This is a genomic window from Paenibacillus pseudetheri (assembly GCF_924513355.1).
GTDB lineage: Bacteria > Bacillota > Bacilli > Paenibacillales > Paenibacillaceae > Paenibacillus_AQ > Paenibacillus_AQ pseudetheri.
On record NZ_CAKMAB010000068.1, the window covers coordinates 1 to 20095 of the forward strand.

15 protein-coding genes, 1 pseudogene and 1 riboswitch are annotated in these 20095 nt (G+C 46.6%); of the genes and pseudogenes, 2 read left to right on the top strand and 14 right to left on the bottom strand.

Going from position 1 to position 20095, the window contains the following annotated elements:
* Nucleotides 1-175 precede the first annotated feature (175 nt).
* The 3 genes and pseudogenes from wsfD to L1028_RS30140 all read right to left on the bottom strand — a co-directional run bounded on the left by wsfD (nucleotide 176) and on the right by L1028_RS30140 (nucleotide 4879).
* Nucleotides 176-1591, bottom strand: coding sequence for a glycan biosynthesis hexose transferase WsfD (wsfD, locus tag L1028_RS30130; protein ID WP_234541826.1), 1416 nt, complete (start codon nucleotides 1589-1591; stop codon nucleotides 176-178).
* A gap of 8 nt (nucleotides 1592-1599) precedes the next feature.
* Nucleotides 1600-3492: an LTA synthase family protein gene (locus tag L1028_RS30135; RefSeq protein WP_234541827.1), complete on the bottom strand. Its 1893-nt coding sequence runs from the start codon at nucleotides 3490-3492 to the stop codon at nucleotides 1600-1602.
* Between the two features lie 198 nt (nucleotides 3493-3690).
* Nucleotides 3691-4879 (bottom strand): annotated as a pseudogene (locus tag L1028_RS30140) (amidohydrolase family protein).
* 49 nt (nucleotides 4880-4928) lie between these two features.
* Nucleotides 4929-5027: riboswitch (purine riboswitch) on the bottom strand.
* Nucleotides 5028-5285: 258 nt separating this feature from the next.
* Between L1028_RS30140 and L1028_RS30145 the strand changes: the two are divergent.
* Nucleotides 5286-5765 (top strand): IseA DL-endopeptidase inhibitor family protein, encoded by a 480-nt coding sequence (locus L1028_RS30145; RefSeq protein ID WP_234541828.1) that lies wholly within the window; start codon nucleotides 5286-5288, stop codon nucleotides 5763-5765.
* Between the two features lie 46 nt (nucleotides 5766-5811).
* Here L1028_RS30145 and L1028_RS30150 read toward each other — a convergent pair whose 3' ends face one another.
* From L1028_RS30150 to L1028_RS30175, 6 genes are all read right to left on the bottom strand, one after another.
* Nucleotides 5812-6354, bottom strand: a complete 543-nt coding sequence (locus L1028_RS30150; protein WP_234541829.1) for a GNAT family N-acetyltransferase — start codon at nucleotides 6352-6354, stop codon at nucleotides 5812-5814.
* Between the two features lie 204 nt (nucleotides 6355-6558).
* A complete protein-coding gene (locus L1028_RS30155; RefSeq protein ID WP_234541830.1) occupies nucleotides 6559-6975 on the bottom strand; it encodes a FliH/SctL family protein in 417 nt (138 codons plus the stop codon).
* Nucleotides 6976-6979: 4 nt separating this feature from the next.
* Complete coding sequence (locus L1028_RS30160) at nucleotides 6980-7282, bottom strand: hypothetical protein (protein ID WP_042130853.1); 303 nt, start codon at nucleotides 7280-7282, stop codon at nucleotides 6980-6982.
* A complete protein-coding gene (locus L1028_RS30165) occupies nucleotides 7279-7623 on the bottom strand; it encodes an alpha-helical endospore appendage domain-containing protein (RefSeq protein WP_042191502.1) in 345 nt (114 codons plus the stop codon). Before L1028_RS30165 ends, L1028_RS30160 begins: the two co-directional genes overlap by 4 nt.
* Nucleotides 7624-7647: 24 nt before the next feature.
* On the bottom strand, nucleotides 7648-7935 hold the full coding sequence (locus L1028_RS30170; protein WP_042191504.1) for a hypothetical protein: 288 nt from the start codon (nucleotides 7933-7935) through the stop codon (nucleotides 7648-7650).
* 205 nt (nucleotides 7936-8140) lie between these two features.
* Nucleotides 8141-13303, bottom strand: coding sequence for a glycosyl hydrolase family 8 (locus L1028_RS30175; RefSeq protein ID WP_234541831.1), 5163 nt, complete (start codon nucleotides 13301-13303; stop codon nucleotides 8141-8143).
* Between the two features lie 196 nt (nucleotides 13304-13499).
* On the opposite strand from L1028_RS30175, the gene L1028_RS30180 reads away from it, so the two are divergent.
* On the top strand, nucleotides 13500-14453 hold the full coding sequence (locus tag L1028_RS30180; RefSeq protein WP_234541832.1) for an AraC family transcriptional regulator: 954 nt from the start codon (nucleotides 13500-13502) through the stop codon (nucleotides 14451-14453).
* Between the two features lie 175 nt (nucleotides 14454-14628).
* Here L1028_RS30180 and L1028_RS30185 read toward each other — a convergent pair whose 3' ends face one another.
* From L1028_RS30185 to L1028_RS30205, 5 genes are all read right to left on the bottom strand, one after another.
* On the bottom strand, nucleotides 14629-15360 hold the full coding sequence (locus tag L1028_RS30185; RefSeq protein WP_234541833.1) for a sugar phosphate nucleotidyltransferase: 732 nt from the start codon (nucleotides 15358-15360) through the stop codon (nucleotides 14629-14631).
* A gap of 47 nt (nucleotides 15361-15407) precedes the next feature.
* On the bottom strand, nucleotides 15408-16145 hold the full coding sequence (locus tag L1028_RS30190; protein WP_234541835.1) for a glycosyltransferase family 2 protein: 738 nt from the start codon (nucleotides 16143-16145) through the stop codon (nucleotides 15408-15410).
* Entirely contained in the window at nucleotides 16142-17125 is a 984-nt protein-coding gene (locus L1028_RS30195) for a glycosyltransferase family 2 protein (protein ID WP_234541836.1), read from the bottom strand. Before L1028_RS30195 ends, L1028_RS30190 begins: the two co-directional genes overlap by 4 nt.
* On the bottom strand, nucleotides 17122-17964 hold the full coding sequence (locus L1028_RS30200; RefSeq protein WP_341482596.1) for a glycosyltransferase family 2 protein: 843 nt from the start codon (nucleotides 17962-17964) through the stop codon (nucleotides 17122-17124). The genes L1028_RS30195 and L1028_RS30200 overlap by 4 nt, the downstream gene beginning before the upstream one ends.
* 207 nt (nucleotides 17965-18171) lie before the next feature.
* Nucleotides 18172-20095, bottom strand: a 1924-nt coding sequence (locus L1028_RS30205; protein WP_234541838.1) for a WIAG-tail domain, incomplete at its 5' end; no start/stop codon positions are given.

The window sequence follows — 20095 nt, forward strand, 5'->3', positions numbered from 1 at the left end:
TCCGGCTTCCTTCAGATTCCACCTCACGGTGGACACCCTTGCCCTTGGCTAACGGTAGGCGCTCGCCAGCCCCCGTTCGGGACTTTCACCCTAAAGATAACGCCCATGCTGGGCGTACTAATAAAAACAGCAAGTCTCCATAATCGGAAACTTGCTGTTTGATTTGTTCCATAAATTAACGTCTTACAATCCCCACTATCTTATGCACAATCCATCCGAACATGACTACAACCATCATGTCGAAGCACACATTAAACAAGAATAAATGCTTACCGATGTCAGCCCTTCCGTCCCCAAGAATCGGAACCAAGAAGGAGAAAAGCCCTATCAGTCCCAATAACATCAGCAGCTCACCAGCAACTCTCCCCCGAACATCCCGACTACGGAAATATTGGAACAGCGCCCCGGCAAAATACACCAGATAGAATATAGTGAGAAATCCGAGCGTATGCGGAATATGCTTGTTCTTGAATTCGCTCCACCCGCTATAAGTGTACGATAATGCACCAGCTGACTTATTTTCACTCTTCTCATAGTTCCCTAGATAATAAGGACGAATCGCCATACTGTTACTCGCAGCATATTCCATATTATCTATTAACCGTCCTGGATGTTTTAAGTAGAAGAACAATACATCCTTATGGGATACCCGGTCGTAGAAATCCGGTACCAGCGAAGGATCATCCTGTTTGATCACTGTATCGGTCTGAAAATAATTCGTGCCCGCAAGTACCTCCAGCCGTTCAGGCAATCCGAGATCCTGCAAATCTCCCTTCACATCCGGTGATTCGTTTAATATCCCAAAAAACACGGTCTGATACAGGTTAATATGCTTCAGCTCTTTCGGCGCCGTCACGTACATAACGATGGATACCAGAAATATCGCAATCGAAAAGCGTAAGGCCAGCTTTCTCCATTTTCGCTCACCATCAAGCGTCATAAACCGCAGGAAGATCAATGCAAAGGCAATCCCAATCGGTGCATTCTGAATTTTGGAGGTGACCAGAAACAGAATCGCAATAAAAAATAAGGTTAACCCCTTAGTCGTAGGCTTTTCTTGGCTAGTGAGTCTTAACCCCAGTGCAAAGGTCAACAGCATAAACACCATCGATACCGGTTCTCCAAACAAGGAGTTGAAGTATGCCAAATACCCAATATCATAGAATACAAACAAAATAGCTGCACCTAGCAGCAGTCCCGTAACATAAGAGCCGCGAGCATTGTACTTCACCAGCAGCCAGGTCGCCACCAGTAAAAGAAGACCGTAGACTGCACCAAGCAATCTAACATCAAAAAAGCTGCCATGGATGAGCCCGCCGATCAACCTCGGTACAAGCACAAGCAAAATCTGTGAAGAAGGATAGAAGCCCCTAAACAAATTCTCATACGCAAAACGAGAATGGCTAAAATTAAAAAACTGGTCGGTATACGATGCTGCAGTATCATAGTAGTTCAGACCGATGGTATTCATCATACGCAGAAAATCTCCATTATCGGCAACACCAATAAATGGTCCTACGAAAAGCAGATAAATAATAAGACCGCAGCCGGCAAGGCTTACGAGATACTCCGGTTTCCAGAACTTTTTCATGATTCCCCCTATCTCTGTGGTAACAGCTTCACATATTCGTCGGACAAATTCATTAGCTTCAATACATACTCATAATCGCTCTGATATTTCGAGAAGTCCGTTACCGGCTTGAGCGTATCCAGCGACACTGCTTCACCGTCTGCAAATCCTTTTCCAGGGACATAGAGAATGTCATCATTAAAGAAGGAGCCGGAAGGCAAATAATACCTCATCCCTAACACATTACGATCAATGTTGAGCAGGTCATGACCAAAGGCTGTATAACCTTCTTGTTGTAGTGAAACGCCCATTAAATTAGCTATCGTAGGAAGGATATCTAGTTGTCCTCCCGTACGCTCTACTACTTGCCCTTGCTCCATTCCCGGCACACGTACAATGAGTGGAATATTAAAGCGGCTGATCCGGGAATCATATGGAACACCAAGTGCGCTTTCCACTTGCTCTGGTGGAACATCCTGAGGCTGCAGGCCAAAGTGATCGCCATACATGACCAGAACAGTGTTATCCCACAATCCATTTTCTTTCAAACCTTCTATTAAAGTACCTATGGCATAATCAGTATAGTTTATAGCAGTCAAATAATCACCAAGCATCGTATCCTTCAAATGATCAGGCACAGTGATTTTCTTAAATGAATCTGGAATTTTAAACGGATGATGACTGGATGCTGTCACCATCTGTGCGTAGAAAGGAGTTCCCTTCTTCTTCAGCTCTGTCAATTTCTCGACACCCGTAATATACAGCTGTTCATCGGAAGCACCAAACGCATTAAAATGATCATTTGTAAAATAATCTTTGTCATAATAGCCATTAAATCCAAGCGCCGGATATAGCTCATTCCGATTCCAAAACCCTACTTTATTCACATGAAAGGTGTACGCCTCATACCCTTTATCCCTTAGCAGTCGCGGTAAGCTTGGCAATTCTCTGTCCCCGAATCCGGTAGACATAGCCAAAGTACCGATCGGATAAATAGACGTATTGCTCATGAATTCAGCGTCAGATGTATTCCCTGGACCAATCTGCTGGTAGACATGAGGAAAATAAAAGCCCTCATCTGCTAACTTATTCATGACTGGTGTCAGTTCCTGGCCATTCAGGGACTGATGAAGCGGGAAATTCTGAAAAGCTTCCAATTGTAGCACAATTACATTTTTACCCTTTTGTGAGCCAAAATAATCAGGAGTCGTACCCGCTGGCTTGTCACTATATGGATAGGAAGATTGCAGCGCGTCAACCTTCGCAATCGTATCCTTAATATCACCTGTTCCAATGAGATTGTTATCTTCATTAATCTTAATCGCAGCAACGACTTCATAATTTAGAAATCCGGCAGTTTCTGCCTGTACAAGCTCATTTGTAATCCCCTGTGCAGAGTGGACAGAATATGCCGATAAAGAAAAACCTCCAATAATGGATACCAGAATCACCACCACATGCACGAATCCTGTCTTCCGGGAACTAAAGCGTTCACGCGGGTGAGTCTTTCCTTGTTTCCATCTGCGAATCAAACCATAGATAGCGAAGATGACAAAATCCACGAAGAATAAGTAATCAATACTCTTTATGGTAGATTCTACGCTTGCCTTCACTTGAAATACCTGATTGATTTCAGATAAGGCTAGGTAGGTTGGAACAGAACCAAAGTGATTAAAATATACAGCGGCTGCGAACAGCAACAGCGATAAAAAGCCGTTAAATATCCAATAGACGGTTGTTCTCACCCTAGATGGCGTAATCACCGTTAAAATCCCCATAATAAAAAGGACTGGCGCTACATCCGCTGCAATCCATTCCCAAGCAATTCTATCAAAGAACAACACTCTCAGAAGCAACAGCTTTAACCATAACAATATAACAACGATAAAAAAATGGGCGCGATCTGGCCCTTGCTTTTTCACTTATAATCCCCTCTTACATGTTCATTTGTTCGAAATATCAAATCTATTCTAGTAATTTGTAAAATATCAGGTTGTTCTAGTATAACAATACTTACTTTTTTTATCAAAATGGTAGAATTATCTTCCACTCAAAAAAAGAGATGCCCCGCCGCCCTTTCGGCTTGGGAACATCCCTGTTAACTATGAGTTGATCAATCTTCAGATGATTGAAGTATACTTAAGCAATCTTTTAATAGAACGGTTCGCTTCATTTAACACAATTTCTTTATCTGCAGTCTTCAGCAGACCTCTTTCCATCACGATCTCCCCGTCGATAATCGTAGTTTCCACATCAGCCCGGGTAGCAGAATATACAATTCTAGAGATGGGATCTACGTCGTAGGAGGGGAAGGTATGGAAATTCAAGAGATTCAGGAGCATTAGGTCTGCTTTTTTACAGACCTCGATACTGCCGATCTTATCTTCCATCCCTACCGCTTTTGCCCCACCTATAGTTGCCATACGAAATACACTGCGGGCATCCATCGTCGTAGGTCCATGTTGAGGTTTCTGTATAATTGCCGCCAGCCGCATTTCATTAAACATATCCAGGTTGTTATTGCATGGAGCACCGTCAGCACCCAGACTTAGTGACACCTGCTCATGGAGCATCCCCGGTGTATCTGCGATTCCGGAAGCTAGTTTCAAATTCGAACCGGGGCAATGACTTACATGAACTCCGCGATCCCGCAATATGCGCCGCTCCTCGGCATCCAGCCATACACAGTGCGCCAGTATTAAGCGCCCATTAGCTAATCCTAGGTGATCCAGGTAGACGATGTTACGCATGCCAGTCATCGCCTGCACAATCTCAATTTCCCCTAAATTCTCAGAAGCATGGGTGTGCACCTTCACATCATACCTTGCGGAGAGATCTCGTACCTCGGTCTACAAGGGTTCGGTGCAGGATATTACAAAACGTGGAGAGAACGCATATTGAATTCGTCCATTGCCATAGCCATTCCATTTTTCAAGTAAATCACACTTTCCTGCAAAGAAGAAGCGGTATCCTCCTGCAGTGCTTCAGGTACGTCTCCCCCTTTTTGATCCATCTTTACCTTACCGGACAATGCCCTGATTCCACTTTTAGCAATGGCCTAAAAAGCATAGTCCGTATGGTGAACAGTCTCCATATCAACAACGTCTGGCATAAATGAATATGCGTCTGAACAAAACCGGGAATTAACGTACGGTTCGTGGCATCAATTATCTTTTCTTCCCCATACGGGATCAGACCAGTGCCGATTTCTACAATGAGATCGTCCTTAATTCGAACATCCCGGAAAATAATTTCCTCCTGTTTGTTCATTGTAATGATCTCAGCATTTTTGAACAGAATATTCCTCATTGTTCATTCGTTTGCCGTTTCACGGTGTAACACAAAAAGGCCACAAAAATATGCCTTAGCATATCTTCGTAGCCAGAAATTTACGGTTTCCGGTAGAGACCCTTAAACCAATTATTAAGGATATACGAAAAGAAACTATTCTAATCCAAATTTGAATAAATCAATCAAAAAAACAAAGACATGTTTAGTGTCAACGAAAGTTATCTGAACTAACACAAATTCCTTAAATAAACCTATTTACAATTATAAATAATGTTTTACTCTGCATGTATGTAACAAAACATAACTTTAATTACTATATTCCACACTACTTATCAAAAATACTTAAGTTCCGCTTCTTATACTCGTCCTATCACCCGAACCGATAGCTTCGCTTTTAATAAAGTAATAGCGAGGAGGAGATCAAATGCCAACAATTTCTCAAACCCCAAATGAGTTGCAAGCATTCATCGCCGCTGCTGAAAAAGTATGGTTCGAAGTCTACGATTCTGCCGATACTCGGAGAGTGATCCGCGTTGATGGCGCCGATTATTATCGTCTGCCGGTTAGATTCAGTACCCGAGCTAAGGTCATTTCGTATTTTAGAAAGTACTGGGGTATTACAATGAGCAACATCATGTTCTGTAATTTAAAAACCGTTTTTAGAAACAACAGACTCTATGTAATATCGGGAGATACAGGAACCATTTCTTTTATCCCAAGAAGGCTCACCGTTACGGGTCGTACATCAACAAGAATACGCCTTACAGCAGTTCTGTCCATTGATGATATGAGCGATGAAGATATCGTTAACGTTCGTTACCTGATCGGCGTATCCGGTAAAAGGCTCCTTATCCTTAACCGGGATCAAAAAAATACCGATACTCGATACCAGACATGCCGTTAAGGGAATAAAGAAAAAAGGTCCAGAGGATAACCCTCTGAACCTTTTTTTATGTTAAAGATTCCGGACTACGTTCCGGTTTCAGTACCTTCTCGAATACTGGAAAGTTCGCCGTGCGGTTCGGAAAACCTACTTCACCTCTATGGTCATAACCAAGGCGAGGATAGATTTCCAATGCTCTAGTATTCTTCGCATAAGTATCCAGCCGAATACTTGTGTAACCATTACGCGCTGCGTAATCCTCCGCGAAAGCAATTAGTCTAGTCGCAATCCCTTTTCCCTGAATATGTGGATGAACTGCTAAACGATGCATAATCAGATGTGGCCCTTGATTTTGCTTCCACTCGATCTTCTTATATTCCTCAGAAGCATTCTCATCCAGTACAAGAATACCCGCGATAGCTTGATCTTCTTCACATACATATAAGGTACCCTGTGCGATATCCAGTTCGATAATCTCTTTATTCGGATAGCTCTCATCCCACTGGTCGCTTCCAGCGGCCTGCATAACTTGTACACATTTTGAGATCAATTCCATGATCTCTTCGATCTCATCCTGTCTAGCTTTTCTGATCCCATTTCCTTCTTGCATCCTGCTATCCCCTCTTTCTTATCGACATCTGAAAACCTCTGAATAGATTCTCGTTTTAGAAGTCTATCATATTCGGAGACAAATTCCGATACTAGGATGATTCGAGAGAGGATGCAGTCCCTCTAAGCTGAGGGACACGAAAGATCAGATTAACGCTCATAGATTAGATCTCCGGGTCCCTTCCTCTTAACTACCTGCCGTTGCTCAGTTAAACTCCAGCTTATGCCCGTCCTCGAAGCCCTTAGCGAAACCGGCGTCGAACCCCACGTTGTATGCTTCGGTGTAGCCCTGCTGAAAGGCGTCTGCCGGTGGCGTTTCCGGAGAAACGCCAAGGTCCGGGGGGAGCGGAATGACCTGTGGAGCAGGTGGAGCCTCGATAACAGGCACTACATGAACTGGTGCTTGTATAACCCTTACTTTTCGAACAAGCTTACGGCGGAGCCTTCTTTTCTTACGTACCAAGAGACCTTTCTTCGTCTTTCCATAACGAACGATTTTCCGAGTAAGTCCTCTGCGGGGTTTACGGGCTAGACCTCTACGCACTTTCGTTTTCCGCAAGAGCAGCAGTGTGCGTCTGCGGGTTCTGCCTGAACGTAATGTTCTAAGGCTCTTTTTCTTCATGCTTCTATTCCTCCTGTGCTCCATGATCTCTGGAGGTTCCTACGGCGTATGCCTTGCTCAGCCATGGCGCAGCAGGAATTCCCCGTTTCGGTTGATGCAGTGAAATCCCGGACATCATCCGGCACATCGCGCTCTGATACCCACTTAAGATTCTGATATTGTCGCTCAATTTGCGGGCCGTCAGCTCAGATTGCCCCGTCAATTCGGCGATGCTCTCCAAGATGGCTGCCAAAGCAGCCTGACTGCGCGAAATGGAGCGGATCATCTCCAGCTTGACGGCATGTTCAGAGAGACGGTCCCCGCTCATTTGCTGTCTTCTCCAAAACTGAATCCATCACCTGACATGTCTCCGAAACCTTCCCCGCCACCATCATCTTCACCACTGCCCAGCACTGCTTTTAAATTGCTGTAGAGTCCATTCTCCAGTTTAGTCAGCCCTTCGACCATTTCCACGATAACTTCGTGAATGGAGAGGGATTCCTTTAGCTGCTCTTCATGAGATTCGAAAGCTCTAGCGTGGATATGATGTTGTGCCCACTGTTTTACCTTTTCAGCTTCAACCGCCTTAGCTTCCAGAATCATTGCAATGTTCCACTGGATAGTGGCGGTCGACTCCAGCATTTGCAGATAAGCCTTTTCTCTGCTCATCATCCGCCTCCTGCTCCTATAGCGTTACTCTTCTTCTTGACCGTTCAATTCCTTAATTACTCTGCCTACCCCTTCAGCCATCGCTTCTTCCAGATCTGCAAGTGCATTCAAGTAAGCAATAATATTCTTGTTTACTTGAGTTGAGCTTTCGATCATCCCGCTGATACCGTCAAAACCGGGATCTGCATCTGGCAGATCGTGGACAATTTGCGACATACGGACAGCCACGTGGCGCTCGGCATCTAGTATCCGCGCCATCTGTTCGTGCGTATGGGCCATGTGCTGCAGGACTTTGGTTATTTTATTCTGCACCTTCATGTCTCCTTTGCTCAAACGCCCTGCTACAGCATATGCGGCAGAAGCCGGGACGGTGCCGAGGATATAAAGGCAAGTTACATCTCTAAACAAGCAGATGGGCGGATACAGGATACTTTAGAAGATTGCAACAGCCCGTGTAAATGGAAAATAAAAGGCTAACAGCCCGGTCCATTTGGAACGGGCTGTTGGCCTTTTTGGATTAATAATATTTATTGATGATTCTGTAAAAGAGAACCGCCGTTTCGGCACGGGTTGCAGCTCCCGTTGGATGGAGCAATTTCCCGTCACCAAGGACAATGCCCTCCCTGACCAGTACGGCTGCTGCCTTTACGGCATAATCAGCCACTTTGGAGGCATCCGCAAATTTGCCAAGGTCGGAGATGGAACCGGCCTCCGCTAATTTTCCTGACTTCTGCAATGCTCTTACGATGAATACCATCATATCCTGCCGGGAAATCTCTGCTCCCGGATTGAACCTGTTGCCGCCGACCCCGCTGGCAATGCCCAATTGTTTGGCGATTCCCAGCGCTTCATAATAGTATGCGTCCTGATCGGCATCCGCAAAGCTCACTTCAAAACCAGCCTTTAAATCAAACGCTCTGACCAGAAGCAATATAAAGTCTGCTCTTTTCATCTTGGCGCCCGGTTCGAAGAAAGTACTCGACGTTCCCTGAACGATTCCTTTAGCCGCCAGAGCTTCAATAGCCTCCTTGGCCCACAAATGGCTGCCGATATCGCTGAAAACAGGTCTCGTTGGCTGCAGTTCCGGTGTTGATGCCGGTGTTATCGACGGACCTTCACTTGGCTTCGGAGCTGCCGGCGTTGGCGTTGGCGTTGGAGTCGGGTTACCTCCTCCGTTGCCTGAGCCACTGTCCCCGCTGGTCTTTAATGTAGATACGATTCTCACATTACTTATCTTGGACGTATTTCCTGCTGCATCAACAGCTATAATATAGTATTTATACTGGGTATCCGCAGATAACCCGCTATCTCTGTATTCTGTTGCCTCCAGGGTCTTGATTTCAACGTCATTGCGGTAAATCCTGTATCCCTTTACTCCCAAATTATCCGTGGAAGGTGTCCATTTTAGATCAATGATAGAGCTGGATACCGCTTCCGCTCTCTCTATTGTTGGTTCCATGGGAGCCTCAGTATCAACGATGGTTGGTGTCCACCAGTTGCCGGATGCCACAATCATGCTGAGCAGACGCAGATTATTGCCAAAATATAAATCGTCCTCGGTGGAAACGGCCGCATTATAATCCCATAATTTATTCAGCCACTCCTGATTGGATGAATCGATCATGGCGCTCACCATCATGGGTGCGGAGAAGGACGTATCTGAATAATCATTGATTGCTTCCGTGCCGTCCAGCTTATATCCCGCAAGGATCTTGGCCGGATCATTATCCGCCATGGCCCGAATCCAGCGGTTCAGCGTGCTGAGCTGCTCTTTAGCCCGGTTATCACCTGTCAGGAGATAATCCGTACTGATCCTCCAAGGAATACGGGAAGAGTTGTAGTTGTAATCCCCGTCATTTTCCGATTCCAGGAAGTATCCATCCGGGGTATCCCATTTCTTCTGGCTTACCGGTTTGTATTGCTCATCCGTATCATCCTTGAATACAAAGTCCGGCAACAAACCGGCTTTTGGACTGTAATTTTCATACAGACTATTAATGATGTTGTACGTCTTATCGGTAACACGATCCCAATTGGGGTCTCCGGATACATTTTTAAAATCTTTCAGATGCTGCAGCATAAAATCGGAAGGGCGTGTAGCATTGCCGAACATGGGATCATTGTCGCTGACCCAATCCGCCAATTTCAATGTCCACTCGGAATGGTTGACATCGCTTTTCATAATGGCGTTGATTACCTTTTTGGCCTGGGACAAGTAGTTAATCTCCCCGCTGCTACCCCATTGGCTGTCGGCAAGCAGGAGAGCGTAAGCAATGTCCATATCGCCGTCGGTTGCCGAATCCACCCCATTGATATCAATAATTTCGGTGCCGGTATCCGCTTGCTGCCATGCCATTAAATCGGGATTGATTTCACTTGGATGCGCTCTGAAATAGCGATACATCCCGTCAAAATACTTCTTAGCCTCCGGATCATGACCCGCGAGCAAAGCGGTAATCAGCATTCCGTAGCCATGCGCTTCCGAAACTGTAATCTCGTTATTCTCAAACCAGTCGCCGTCGCTATACCACACGTAATACTGGTCTGACTGATATGGATTTTGTTTCAGATATTTCGTTTTCCACTCGTTATATAATCTGCCCACCGTAGCGTCCAGTTGGGCCTGAGTCAAGTGATTCGGCTTAATGGAGCCTGCTACATAAGACGTATGCTGTGGAAATGCCTTATGGACACCCTCTCCAGTGGATGAAGGTTTGGTCGTTACTTGAACGGTATTGCTCGCCAGCGACTCCACCCCTTCTGCATTATAGGCCTTCACAGCATAACTATAGGCCTTATCCGGAGTTAACCCGGTATCGCCGTAGGAGATTTCTTTCGTCGTGCCGACCTTGCTGCCGTTGCGGTATACGTTGTAGCCCGCTGCCTGAATGTTGCCAGCCGAAGCCGTCCATTTCAGGTTGATTTGGTAAGGTGAAACCGCAGTTCCTTTTAAATCTGAAGGTGCTGAAGGCGGCTCCGACTCACTTGGACCTTCGATTGTGCTAACTTCGACCGGATCTGAATTAATTCTTGTGCCGACCGCTTTGACGATAAATTCATATTTTTTCGCAGGATTGATATCGTCTACCGTGTAGCTGTATTCCGTTTGACCTTCCGCTACCGGTACATATATACTCCAGTGTGTCTTCACCTTGTCATTCTTCTCATAAATCCGGAATCCTCTTACCGGTTCTGTACTTGCGTAAGGTGCACTCCAGGTCAGAACCGCCTTGCTGCCATTCAATTTCACCTTCACCGCTTCCGCCGGGTCCGGCTTGATGTCCGTTCTTTTGATCCCATACTTGTCATATGCTTTTAGTCCATCGCCAACGGTGTCCGGCTGATTCCCATCCGCTACGGCTGCGGTATACGCTGTAAAGGAAAGCACCCGGTCTGTGATGGAAACATCCGTAAACATCTTCTTCTCCGGCTGTTCGTCGATAGCAGCAAAGTAATCATCATAAGGAACCGGATTCCCGTTTTCGTCCCGAATCTCGCGAGGTTCTCCATTCTCATCCAGTTCATATTGATTATTCTTATAATAGAATTTGTTTCCGAATGCATTGGACATGAGATAGACCGTGCCTTTGGGGTTGAGCGCATTGCCCTCTCCATCAAATGCCAGCTTCTCCTTGGGAATAACTTCATCATTGTACATTTGGAAGGATCTCATATACATATGATCATGGGCCTCGAACACCATATCGATGCCCATCTCGTCAAAGGCGGGAATCAGGTATTTCTTGTAAAACTGGACGCGATCGTCTTCCCATTGCGCAGAGTTGTCGCCTGCTGCATAGGGGCTTTTGTGAAAAGTAACAAACTTCCACTTCTTGTCGCTGCGGGCAACGGTACTCTTCATCCAGGCCACTTGGTCCCAGAATTGGTCATCCGCCCATTCCACATCTTTCCCATTCTCTGCAAGTGCCCCCGAGTACTGCGAATTGAAGACAAGATAGAGTGCATCACCGTATTCAAAAGAATACACAGAGCCTTCATCGGTGTCCGCAACAACCTGTTTCGGCAAGTTGAAATGGTTATAGAAGTTGTTATTCGGTGTCGTCTCGTCTCCGTCATAATCCATGACCTCATGACCGCCAAGTACAGGCACATATGGCACTTGCAGCAATTGATTCTGGGCTGCTCCGAGCATCCATTGCCACTGCTCCTCCAAATCACCGTTATCTACCAGATCTCCGGCGCTGATCAGGAACTTAGGGTCGCCAATATAATCAACTGCTTTCCGGAAGGTATCACCCCAAGGCTCAAAGTCAGACTTGCTGGAAGCCTGTGAATCGGAACCGGCGATAAAACGGAAAGGCTGGTGGCCGGCAGCATCCGTAGTGAACGAGCCGATAGAGCTCCAATCACCCGATTTGCCGTTCCCTGCCCGAAACTTATAAGCTGTTCCCGGTTGAAGCTGGTCTGCAATGACTTTATGACTGATAAATTTCGTTTTATGGTTCGTGCTTCTGTCGCTTTTACTCATAAAGGTCTCAATTTCTTCGGCCACTCCCTGATAAGTTAAAGCCCCGTTCTCCGGAAAAATGTTCCCCATAACCTTTGAGGCTTCTACAACCTGTACCACGGTATCCGTCATTGCATCCGTATACCAGGCCAAGGCAATGCTCGTCTTTGGATCTCCGTTAAACGTCATATTGATGGATTTTGGAGCGAGAGGCGAATCCTGAACACCAAAACTCCAGGAAACCTCCCGAACCAGCGGCACATGATCTGCGCCCTTAATAAGCTCCTTGGGTACAGTTACCGTGTAAGACTCCCCATAAGTAAGCGGAGGATGGTTTATCCGCAAAGTATCTCTGTTTAAGACTTCAAGTGTAACCCCATCAACCGGTTGATGATTCTCATCGTCAAATCGGACAACATAACCCGGATCAAGGGTAATAGCCTTGTTGAATTTGATTTCAACGGGAGCTTCGGGAGGCACATTTCCCGAGCCGTCTGCTGGCTGCTGCACAAGATCTACGGTAGGAATGACAGGTTCTTTCCCCGGGATCGGCTCGCCGGACACTTTGATATTTCGGATTCTACTGGAACCTGAACCCCCTATGCCCTCATCATTCCCCCTGGTGTTGCTATCGGAGCTGACGATCCAGCGAATATATAATATTTCCTGATCATTGCTGTTCAGAAGGGGGGTATTCACCAGTCTGCAGGTATCGCCCGGGCAATCAAAACTGGAGACGGCCATTTTAAGATTCGTATTCGGCACATCCTCCCACGTTTTGCGGTCTACACTCGTCTGCACTTTGAAATCACGCGGACCTGACCCGGATGAATTTTGCTCAGAGGATAAGGTGATATTCTCAAATCCGGTTGTAGACACGGTAGCAAGCCAATACTTTTTCCCGTTGCCATTGTCCCAGCCCTGATAGCTGATCGCTTTCTTGCTTACATCCACATCCTCGAACACACCGCCTACATTGCGAAAAGTAGACGCTGTCTCATAGATGCCGTATGTAGCCGAGATTACTCCCACATTTTCAGCGGCCTCATCAAACTCCCATTCGGCAATCGTCTTTACACCGGGTATTGAATCTGAACCGACAGCATCTGGTGCAGGTGCAGCATTTGCAATCTGGAATGGCAGCAGTAAAAGCACAAGCAACAAGGAAATGGATTGGTGCAGCCTTCTTTTTAAATGACCCTTCTTTTGCACTCTCGTTCCCTCTTTTCGCAGATAATAGTTTAAGCGCTTTAACTTTCGCTTGCAGCGGACCCTGATTATCTTTCCCCCTCCTTCAACACGATTTATAATGTAAATATAGCCCATTCATTTCCATTCAATCTCTGCATATTTTGTTATCGTTACTGATTTTCTACTTTTACCGCTATTTAATTTCTAGCCTGTTCAATTGGTCAATGAACGTGATACGATTGATTCAGGTATGGATCATGTTTCTGCTAGGATCATTCCCGCCGGATTGGAGATGACACCCCTGGAAATCAACTTCTATAAGTCTGATCCCTTTCACATTAGCCGCGAGAAAAAAAATGTCTCAAGTATGCCTTCAAATCATTATCACGATGCTTATGAAATTCTCTACTTAGTGTCTGGAGAGCTGTACTATTTCATAGAAGACCGAACCTTTCAAATCGTCAGCGGGGTTTTATTGTTCATTAACGCCAATGACCTGCACAGACTGATTAATGTAAACGGTACGATGTACGAAAGAGTTACTTTATTGTTTAAAAGGGAGTTCCTTCGCGATTTTTTTGCGGACACCTCTCTTCCATCCGACCTCTTCTCCTGCTTTCACTCCAGATCAAATGCGATCAAGTTAAGCGGCAACGACCAGATCTTTATCGAGAATCTTTTTAGCAAATTGATTCATGAAGACACCAAGAGACCTCCAGGTTTCGACTACTATCGGAAAATCCTGTTGATGGAGCTGCTGATCTTCATCCAGCGAAAAAAGCTTCCGGATCAAAACGAGTATTTTGTAGAAACGAACCGGACCCATAAGAAAATTTCCCAAATCATCCATTTCATCAACGGTAACTTCGCTGAGCCTCTGTCTCTGGAATACATATCGGACAGGTTTTCCATAAGCACCTCCCATCTAAGCCGAACGTTCAAGGACACAACCGGTTTTACTTTCATCGAATATGTAAATAACACCCGCCTGAAAGAAGCCCGCTCTCTGCTGCAGGACTCCAAATTAACCGTTTCGGAAATCGCTGAGCGTGCAGGATTTGGTAATCTGACCCATTTTGGAAGAGTATTTAAAACCATGACCGGAACCTCACCGCTCAAATACCGCAAACAGAACCAGGTTGATGAAGATAATATCTCTACGCAAGCTTGAGATCGGGTCCTTCGTCCGGACTGCTGCGCCAATCAAGAAAAAATGGATACCGTCCTTAAATGGACGGTATCCGTTTCTACGAGAAATATAAGCAAAGTATGGTGAAAGATATACTTTCATTTATAAAAAAAGAGTGCCCGACCCAATGCCGGCCACTCCACGTTACCGCTGCCACTTATGGCAGTGCATCCTTCAGCTTCTCTCCCGCCTCCCGCAGAGACTGGAACGTCCCCGCATCGCTCCACCAATTCTTGAGAACATCATAGCTGAGCCTGCGGTTAGCAGCGTATATATTATTTACATCGGTAATCTCCAGCTCCCCTCTCTTGGAAGGGGATACTTGGCGGATGATGTCAAACACAGCTTCATCGTACATATAAATGCCTGTTACGCAAAATTTGGTCTTGGGATGCTCGGGTTTCTCTTCGATATAAGCAATCCATGCAGAATCTTGACTATCGAACACGGGAACACCGTATCTACGTGCGTCGTCCACCGGCTTCAGCAATACCTTGGCTGTACCCTCAGGCTGCCGGAGATAGCTCTCCACGTAAGGCGTCAGATCATCCATAAACAGATTATCACCAAGCAATACGACAAACCGTTCCCCAGGGAAAATGAATCCTTCTGCTAAATCGAGAGCCTCTGCAATGCCTCCAGCAGCTTCCTGAATCTTATAAGTCAGAGATACACCAAACGCTGCACCACTGCCTAAAAAATCCGTATACAGACCAGCAGACTGCTTGCTGATGACCAGAAGAATGTCGGTAATTCCTCCCCGGCGAAGCCGATCTATGCCGTAACAGACCATAGGATATTTGCCGACCGGAAGCAAATGTTTGTTCATAAGCCGGGTCAGCGGCCACAGTCTGGATCCTGTTCCGCCCGCCAGTATGACTCCTTTCACTTACTTTCCTCCTCTTTATCTAAGTCCTTTGCCTTCGGATCTGCACTTTATATGAAACTCTTTGGATCCACATTCCATTTGTTCATAAAGAGCTTACGATTTCGTTCCACCAACTCCTGTAGCCCGGTGTGGTATACCTGTTTGAAGCTCGCACTTCCTTCATGGTGTATAAGGCAATCCCCTGCGATGAGCAATCGGTATCCCTTTAGCCTGGCGCGATAGCAATAGTCATCATCCTCGTAATGTCCAGGTGAGTATCTCTCATCCAGCAGACCTACGGAAGTAAGTAGCTCTCTTTTGAATAAAAAACATAATCCTACCAAACGTTTAGTCTCCAACCATTTTTGAGGATTGGAACGGTTAGTTATCTCTGCAGCCTTATGAAAATCTAACAGACTTTCATAATCCGTCTTCACCTGTTGACGTCCACTCGCATAGTTTGTCACTGGCCCAACAATACCAACTTCATGAGCACTATATAGCGATCTCTTCAGATTGGTTAACCATCCCCGGGAAACCACCACATCATTATTCAGCAGTAACAATTCATCTCCTGATGCTAGCAGTAGACCCAAATTGCAGGCTGATGGAAAACCCCGATTCTCAGGTAATGAAATAAACGTTATACGATTCGCACGGCAATAGGCATCCGTTCCATCTGATGAAGCATTATCTACAACGATGATCTCGTAAGGCAGTGGAGTATAAGCACGTATCGATTCCACACAGGACCGCAGCAGAGGCAACGCGTTGTAGGTCGGGATAATAATACTAGTCATCGTCATATCCGGTTCCTCCAAGCGGCTACTTGTCTGCGGTATTCGCGCTGCGTTTCACTATTTAGTAGACCCCCATCATCTCGACGGGAAAGCACCTCAAAGAGAGCCTCTGCGTGATCGCCTATGATCAGTTTCTCCACAGCATTTCCAGCGCCTATGTTCGCTTGACGCAGCCGATTATGCTTAATCACATTCACTGTTCCAACTTTCTCCACCCTTAGCTTCTCTAATACAGAACGAGCTTGGGCTTTAGGAGGAACTATTAATTCACGGTAGCCTATGGTTTCAAGCGCTCTACGGGAGAGAGCGTGCGGGACAGCCGTCATAGAGCTAACTCCAAGATCGTATCGTCCAAGAGCATAATTCAGAAACAGCTTACTGCGAGTAACATCATCACATAATCCAAAAGAAGGCATCAGTGGATCCAAATCATTAAGAGCCACGTCAATTCCACCATCTACAGCAGCTGTGAATAATCCGAGCTGAGATGCAGGGATAACCATATCTCCATCCAGGAAGAGCAGAATATCTCCTCGACTCAACTTCGCACCAATAGCCCGCCCTACATCATGTCCAACTGACTCCGGACAATGCACAATTATAGCTTGACGATATTGTCTGGAGATGGGAAAGCTGCTATCGCTGCAACCGTTAAGCACGACGATAATTTCAGTAGGTCCCAGCCGCGATACCTGTTGTAGCAGACGTCCCAAGGTCTGCTCCTCGTTACGCGCGGAGATAATAACTGACAAGGTCCCACGTAAGCTCGGTAAATTCAGTACTTCACGACCTACCTTTGATTCACGAGACAGAATTGGTGGCCGAGTGGCAGGGGTGCCTCTTTTTACCGAACGATTCGCTACCCTTTGGCGGGGTGCCAGTGTTGTTTTGGCCTGACTAAATGCTGAACGTTTCTTTACCGTACGAGTTGCTGTTCCTCGTCGAGCAGCAGAGCTACCAGATACTTGTAACAGAGCAACCATCATCTCACCATCTCTCTGCGCCGGGTTCCGTCGCTAAACCCCGCCCTGTTTCCCCGGTGTTCAAGCAAGAGGGATACAGCCTCCATATGATCTGCTGTAATCAACTGCTGCAAAGGATCTGTGCCATCTTCCTTTCGTCTGACCGCATTCAGTTTCCCTACATGTACTTTGTGAGCAGCTACCACACGTAAACCACTCAGAACTGCCTGAGCATGTGCCAGAGGGGGACGAGATAATGATTGACTCCCTAAGATTTCAAGCGCTCTACGGCTGATTGCGTGCGGAACCGCCGTCATCGAACATCCTTTTAGATCCGGACGGCCAAGCAAAATATTAAGTGCATGTTTGGACAGCACCACCGGATGGGGCGAAAGTCTCCGTACAGGTCCGGAATAATCATTAAGCGCTATGTCTGCGCCACCACTAATGGCGGTGACGAAAGGACGTAGCCCCGAGGCAGGAATCACTAAATCTCCATCGGTAAACAAGAGAACCTCTCCCTTAGCTACCTCTGCTCCGACACTGCGACCAGCGTCGTGTCCCAGCGGCAACTCATAGGAAATAACATGCGCACCAAGCGAAAGGGCAATTTCTGCCGTTTGATCGGCTGATCCGTTGACGATTACAATAACCTCGCAGCGCGGATGGACCCCTCTAGCTCCGGATATCACTCCCGCAATGGTCTTGGCTTCATTCATGGCCGGAATAATAACGGAAACATAGGGATTTGGATGGTTAACGATAGGGACTGCAGCGACTTGCCGCACTAGGCGTGAAGTCCGCCGCTTGATCCGAGAGACCCGCCGTCCCGTGCGGCGGGCAGAAGTACGTTTGGGCTTCATGCTCATCCACCTTCCTTAAAGAGCCTATTCATCAGGCTGAGGGTTACATCACAGTTTATGTACTACGCCGAACAGAGTAACGGCCTTTGTCTCCTGTCGTGAGGAAAACAGGACAAATGTACTCCCCCTCTTAATTGCTAGGAGGACAACACAACAAAAAGCGCAGCCATCGGCTGCGCTTAGCATTTTGTACATCATCATTGCGAATTAATCAAACACACGATCATCCACTGCAGGTTTGGCTAAAGGAGCGCCGATAGCAATCCAAGAGATGACCCCATAGAAATGCGGAGTTTCACGCAGCCGAACCACTTGTATAACAGCCTCTCCATTGGCTCTGCTCTTTAAGGAAGCATAGAAGTAAGGCTGATTAGTCATTGCGACGAGTACATAACCCGTATGACCAAAGTTCTCATCGAACGATACAGTGACCTCCACACTCTCAGCATCCCCGTTGAACATAAAGGCTGTCATCCCAAACTGCTGAAGCGCCTCTCGCTTCCCTGCTGTCTGAATCGGACTGAAGGATAGATGCTCAGTATTCACAGAACTCGGTGCCAAATGGAACCCATTTACTGCGCCGGGGGCAATATGATAATCTTGAACGCTCTCTTCCTCTAGATGACGCGCTTGAATAGAAAATGAAGAGATCTTCGAAGCAACCACCGCTTCGTCCTGAAGCTCTGTCGTGCCTACACTACCCTCAATCAGATGAACGGAATCAATACTGTCTGCCTTCAGCTTGGCTCCATCGATGCTTGCATCCGGAAGCAGCGCTGAGGTGCGAGTTTCATCTGCGAGATGCTCCAATTTGATGATACCGGGCTGCAAGTGCCGATCTTCTACGATTTTGTCAGCCAGATGCTCTCCGTACACACTCCACGACTGCAAATGTAAAGCATTCACTGAGCCTTCGGCTAACTTTTCTTCAGTAATACTGCCTTGCGGCAATAGATCGGAACTGCGGACCTCTTCTGACAAATGCTTCAAGGTGATGCTGTCTGATCGAATGTGGTGACCATCCACCGCTTCCTCTACCAAATGCCCACCAAAGACGCTACCTGGGGCCAAATGGAATGATTGGATAGTTCCGCCTTCAATCTTTCCACCTGTTATGCTGCCATCCGGCAACAGATCGGAGCTGTGCACCTCTTCTGACAGATGCTTCAAGGTGATACACCCAGATCGCAGATGACGGCTATCAATCGTATCCCCCGCTAAATGCCCCCCATACACGCTGCCTGGGGCCAGATGGAAAGCATGAATGGATCCACCCTCCAGCTTCTTACCAGGAATGCTACCATCTGGCAGCAGATCAGAACTACGAACCTCTTCTGACAGATGTGCCAGAGTAATCTCTCCGTGCCGGATATGACGGCCTTTTACTGTACTTGGACTCAGGTGACTTCCATTTACACTTCCAGGCACAAGATGATTTGAATCTACGGATGCTTCCGCCAACTTCTCTCCGGTAAGGCTGCCGTCTGGCAGCAGATCAGAACTACGAACCTCTTCTGACAGATGAGCTAGGGTAATTTCACCGTATGCGATATGGCGTCCTTCTACTGTACCTGGGCTCAGATGACTACCATCCACACTTCCTGGTACAAGATGAACTGAATCTACGGATGCTTTTGCCAACTTCTCACCCGTAATGCTGCAGTCCGGAAGAAAATCAGAGCTACGCGTCTCTAATGCGAGATGAGCCAGAGTAATCTCACCGGATTTAATATGACGTCCTTCCACTGTATCCGGGCTCAGATGACTGCCATCCACACTTCCTGGTACAAGATGCTTTGAATTTACGCTTTCTTCCGCTAGCTTTTCTCTGGTGATACTTCCGTCTGGAAGTAAGTCTGCGCTTCGTGCATCTTCGGCTAGATGAGCTAGTGTAATCTCACCGGATTTAATATGACGTCCTTCCACTGTATCCGGGCTCAGATGACTGCCATCCACACTTCCTGGTACAAGATGCTTTGAATTTACGCTTTCTTCCGCTAGCTTTTCTCTGGTTATACTTCCGTCTGGAAGTAAGTCTGCGCTTCGTGCATCTTCGGCTAGATGAGCTAGTGTAATCTCACCGGATTTAATATGACGTCCTTCCACTGTATCCGGGCTCAGATGACTGCCA

Excerpts from the sequence above, each read along its gene's own strand:
- L1028_RS30160 (WP_042130853.1), bottom strand. The coding sequence starts at position 7,282 with ATGAGCGGGGACCGTCTCTCTGAACATGCCGTCAAGCTGGAGATGATC.
- wsfD (WP_234541826.1), bottom strand. The coding sequence starts at position 1,591 with ATGAAAAAGTTCTGGAAACCGGAGTATCTCGTAAGCCTTGCCGGCTGC.
- L1028_RS30195 (WP_234541836.1), bottom strand. The coding sequence starts at position 17,125 with ATGATGGTTGCTCTGTTACAAGTATCTGGTAGCTCTGCTGCTCGACGA.
- L1028_RS30145 (WP_234541828.1), top strand. The coding sequence starts at position 5,286 with ATGCCAACAATTTCTCAAACCCCAAATGAGTTGCAAGCATTCATCGCC.
- L1028_RS30150 (WP_234541829.1), bottom strand. The coding sequence starts at position 6,354 with ATGCAAGAAGGAAATGGGATCAGAAAAGCTAGACAGGATGAGATCGAA.
- L1028_RS30155 (WP_234541830.1), bottom strand. The coding sequence starts at position 6,975 with ATGAAGAAAAAGAGCCTTAGAACATTACGTTCAGGCAGAACCCGCAGA.
- L1028_RS30165 (WP_042191502.1), bottom strand. The coding sequence starts at position 7,623 with ATGAGCAGAGAAAAGGCTTATCTGCAAATGCTGGAGTCGACCGCCACT.
- L1028_RS30190 (WP_234541835.1), bottom strand. The coding sequence starts at position 16,145 with ATGACGATGACTAGTATTATTATCCCGACCTACAACGCGTTGCCTCTG.
- L1028_RS30200 (WP_341482596.1), bottom strand. The coding sequence starts at position 17,964 with ATGAAGCCCAAACGTACTTCTGCCCGCCGCACGGGACGGCGGGTCTCT.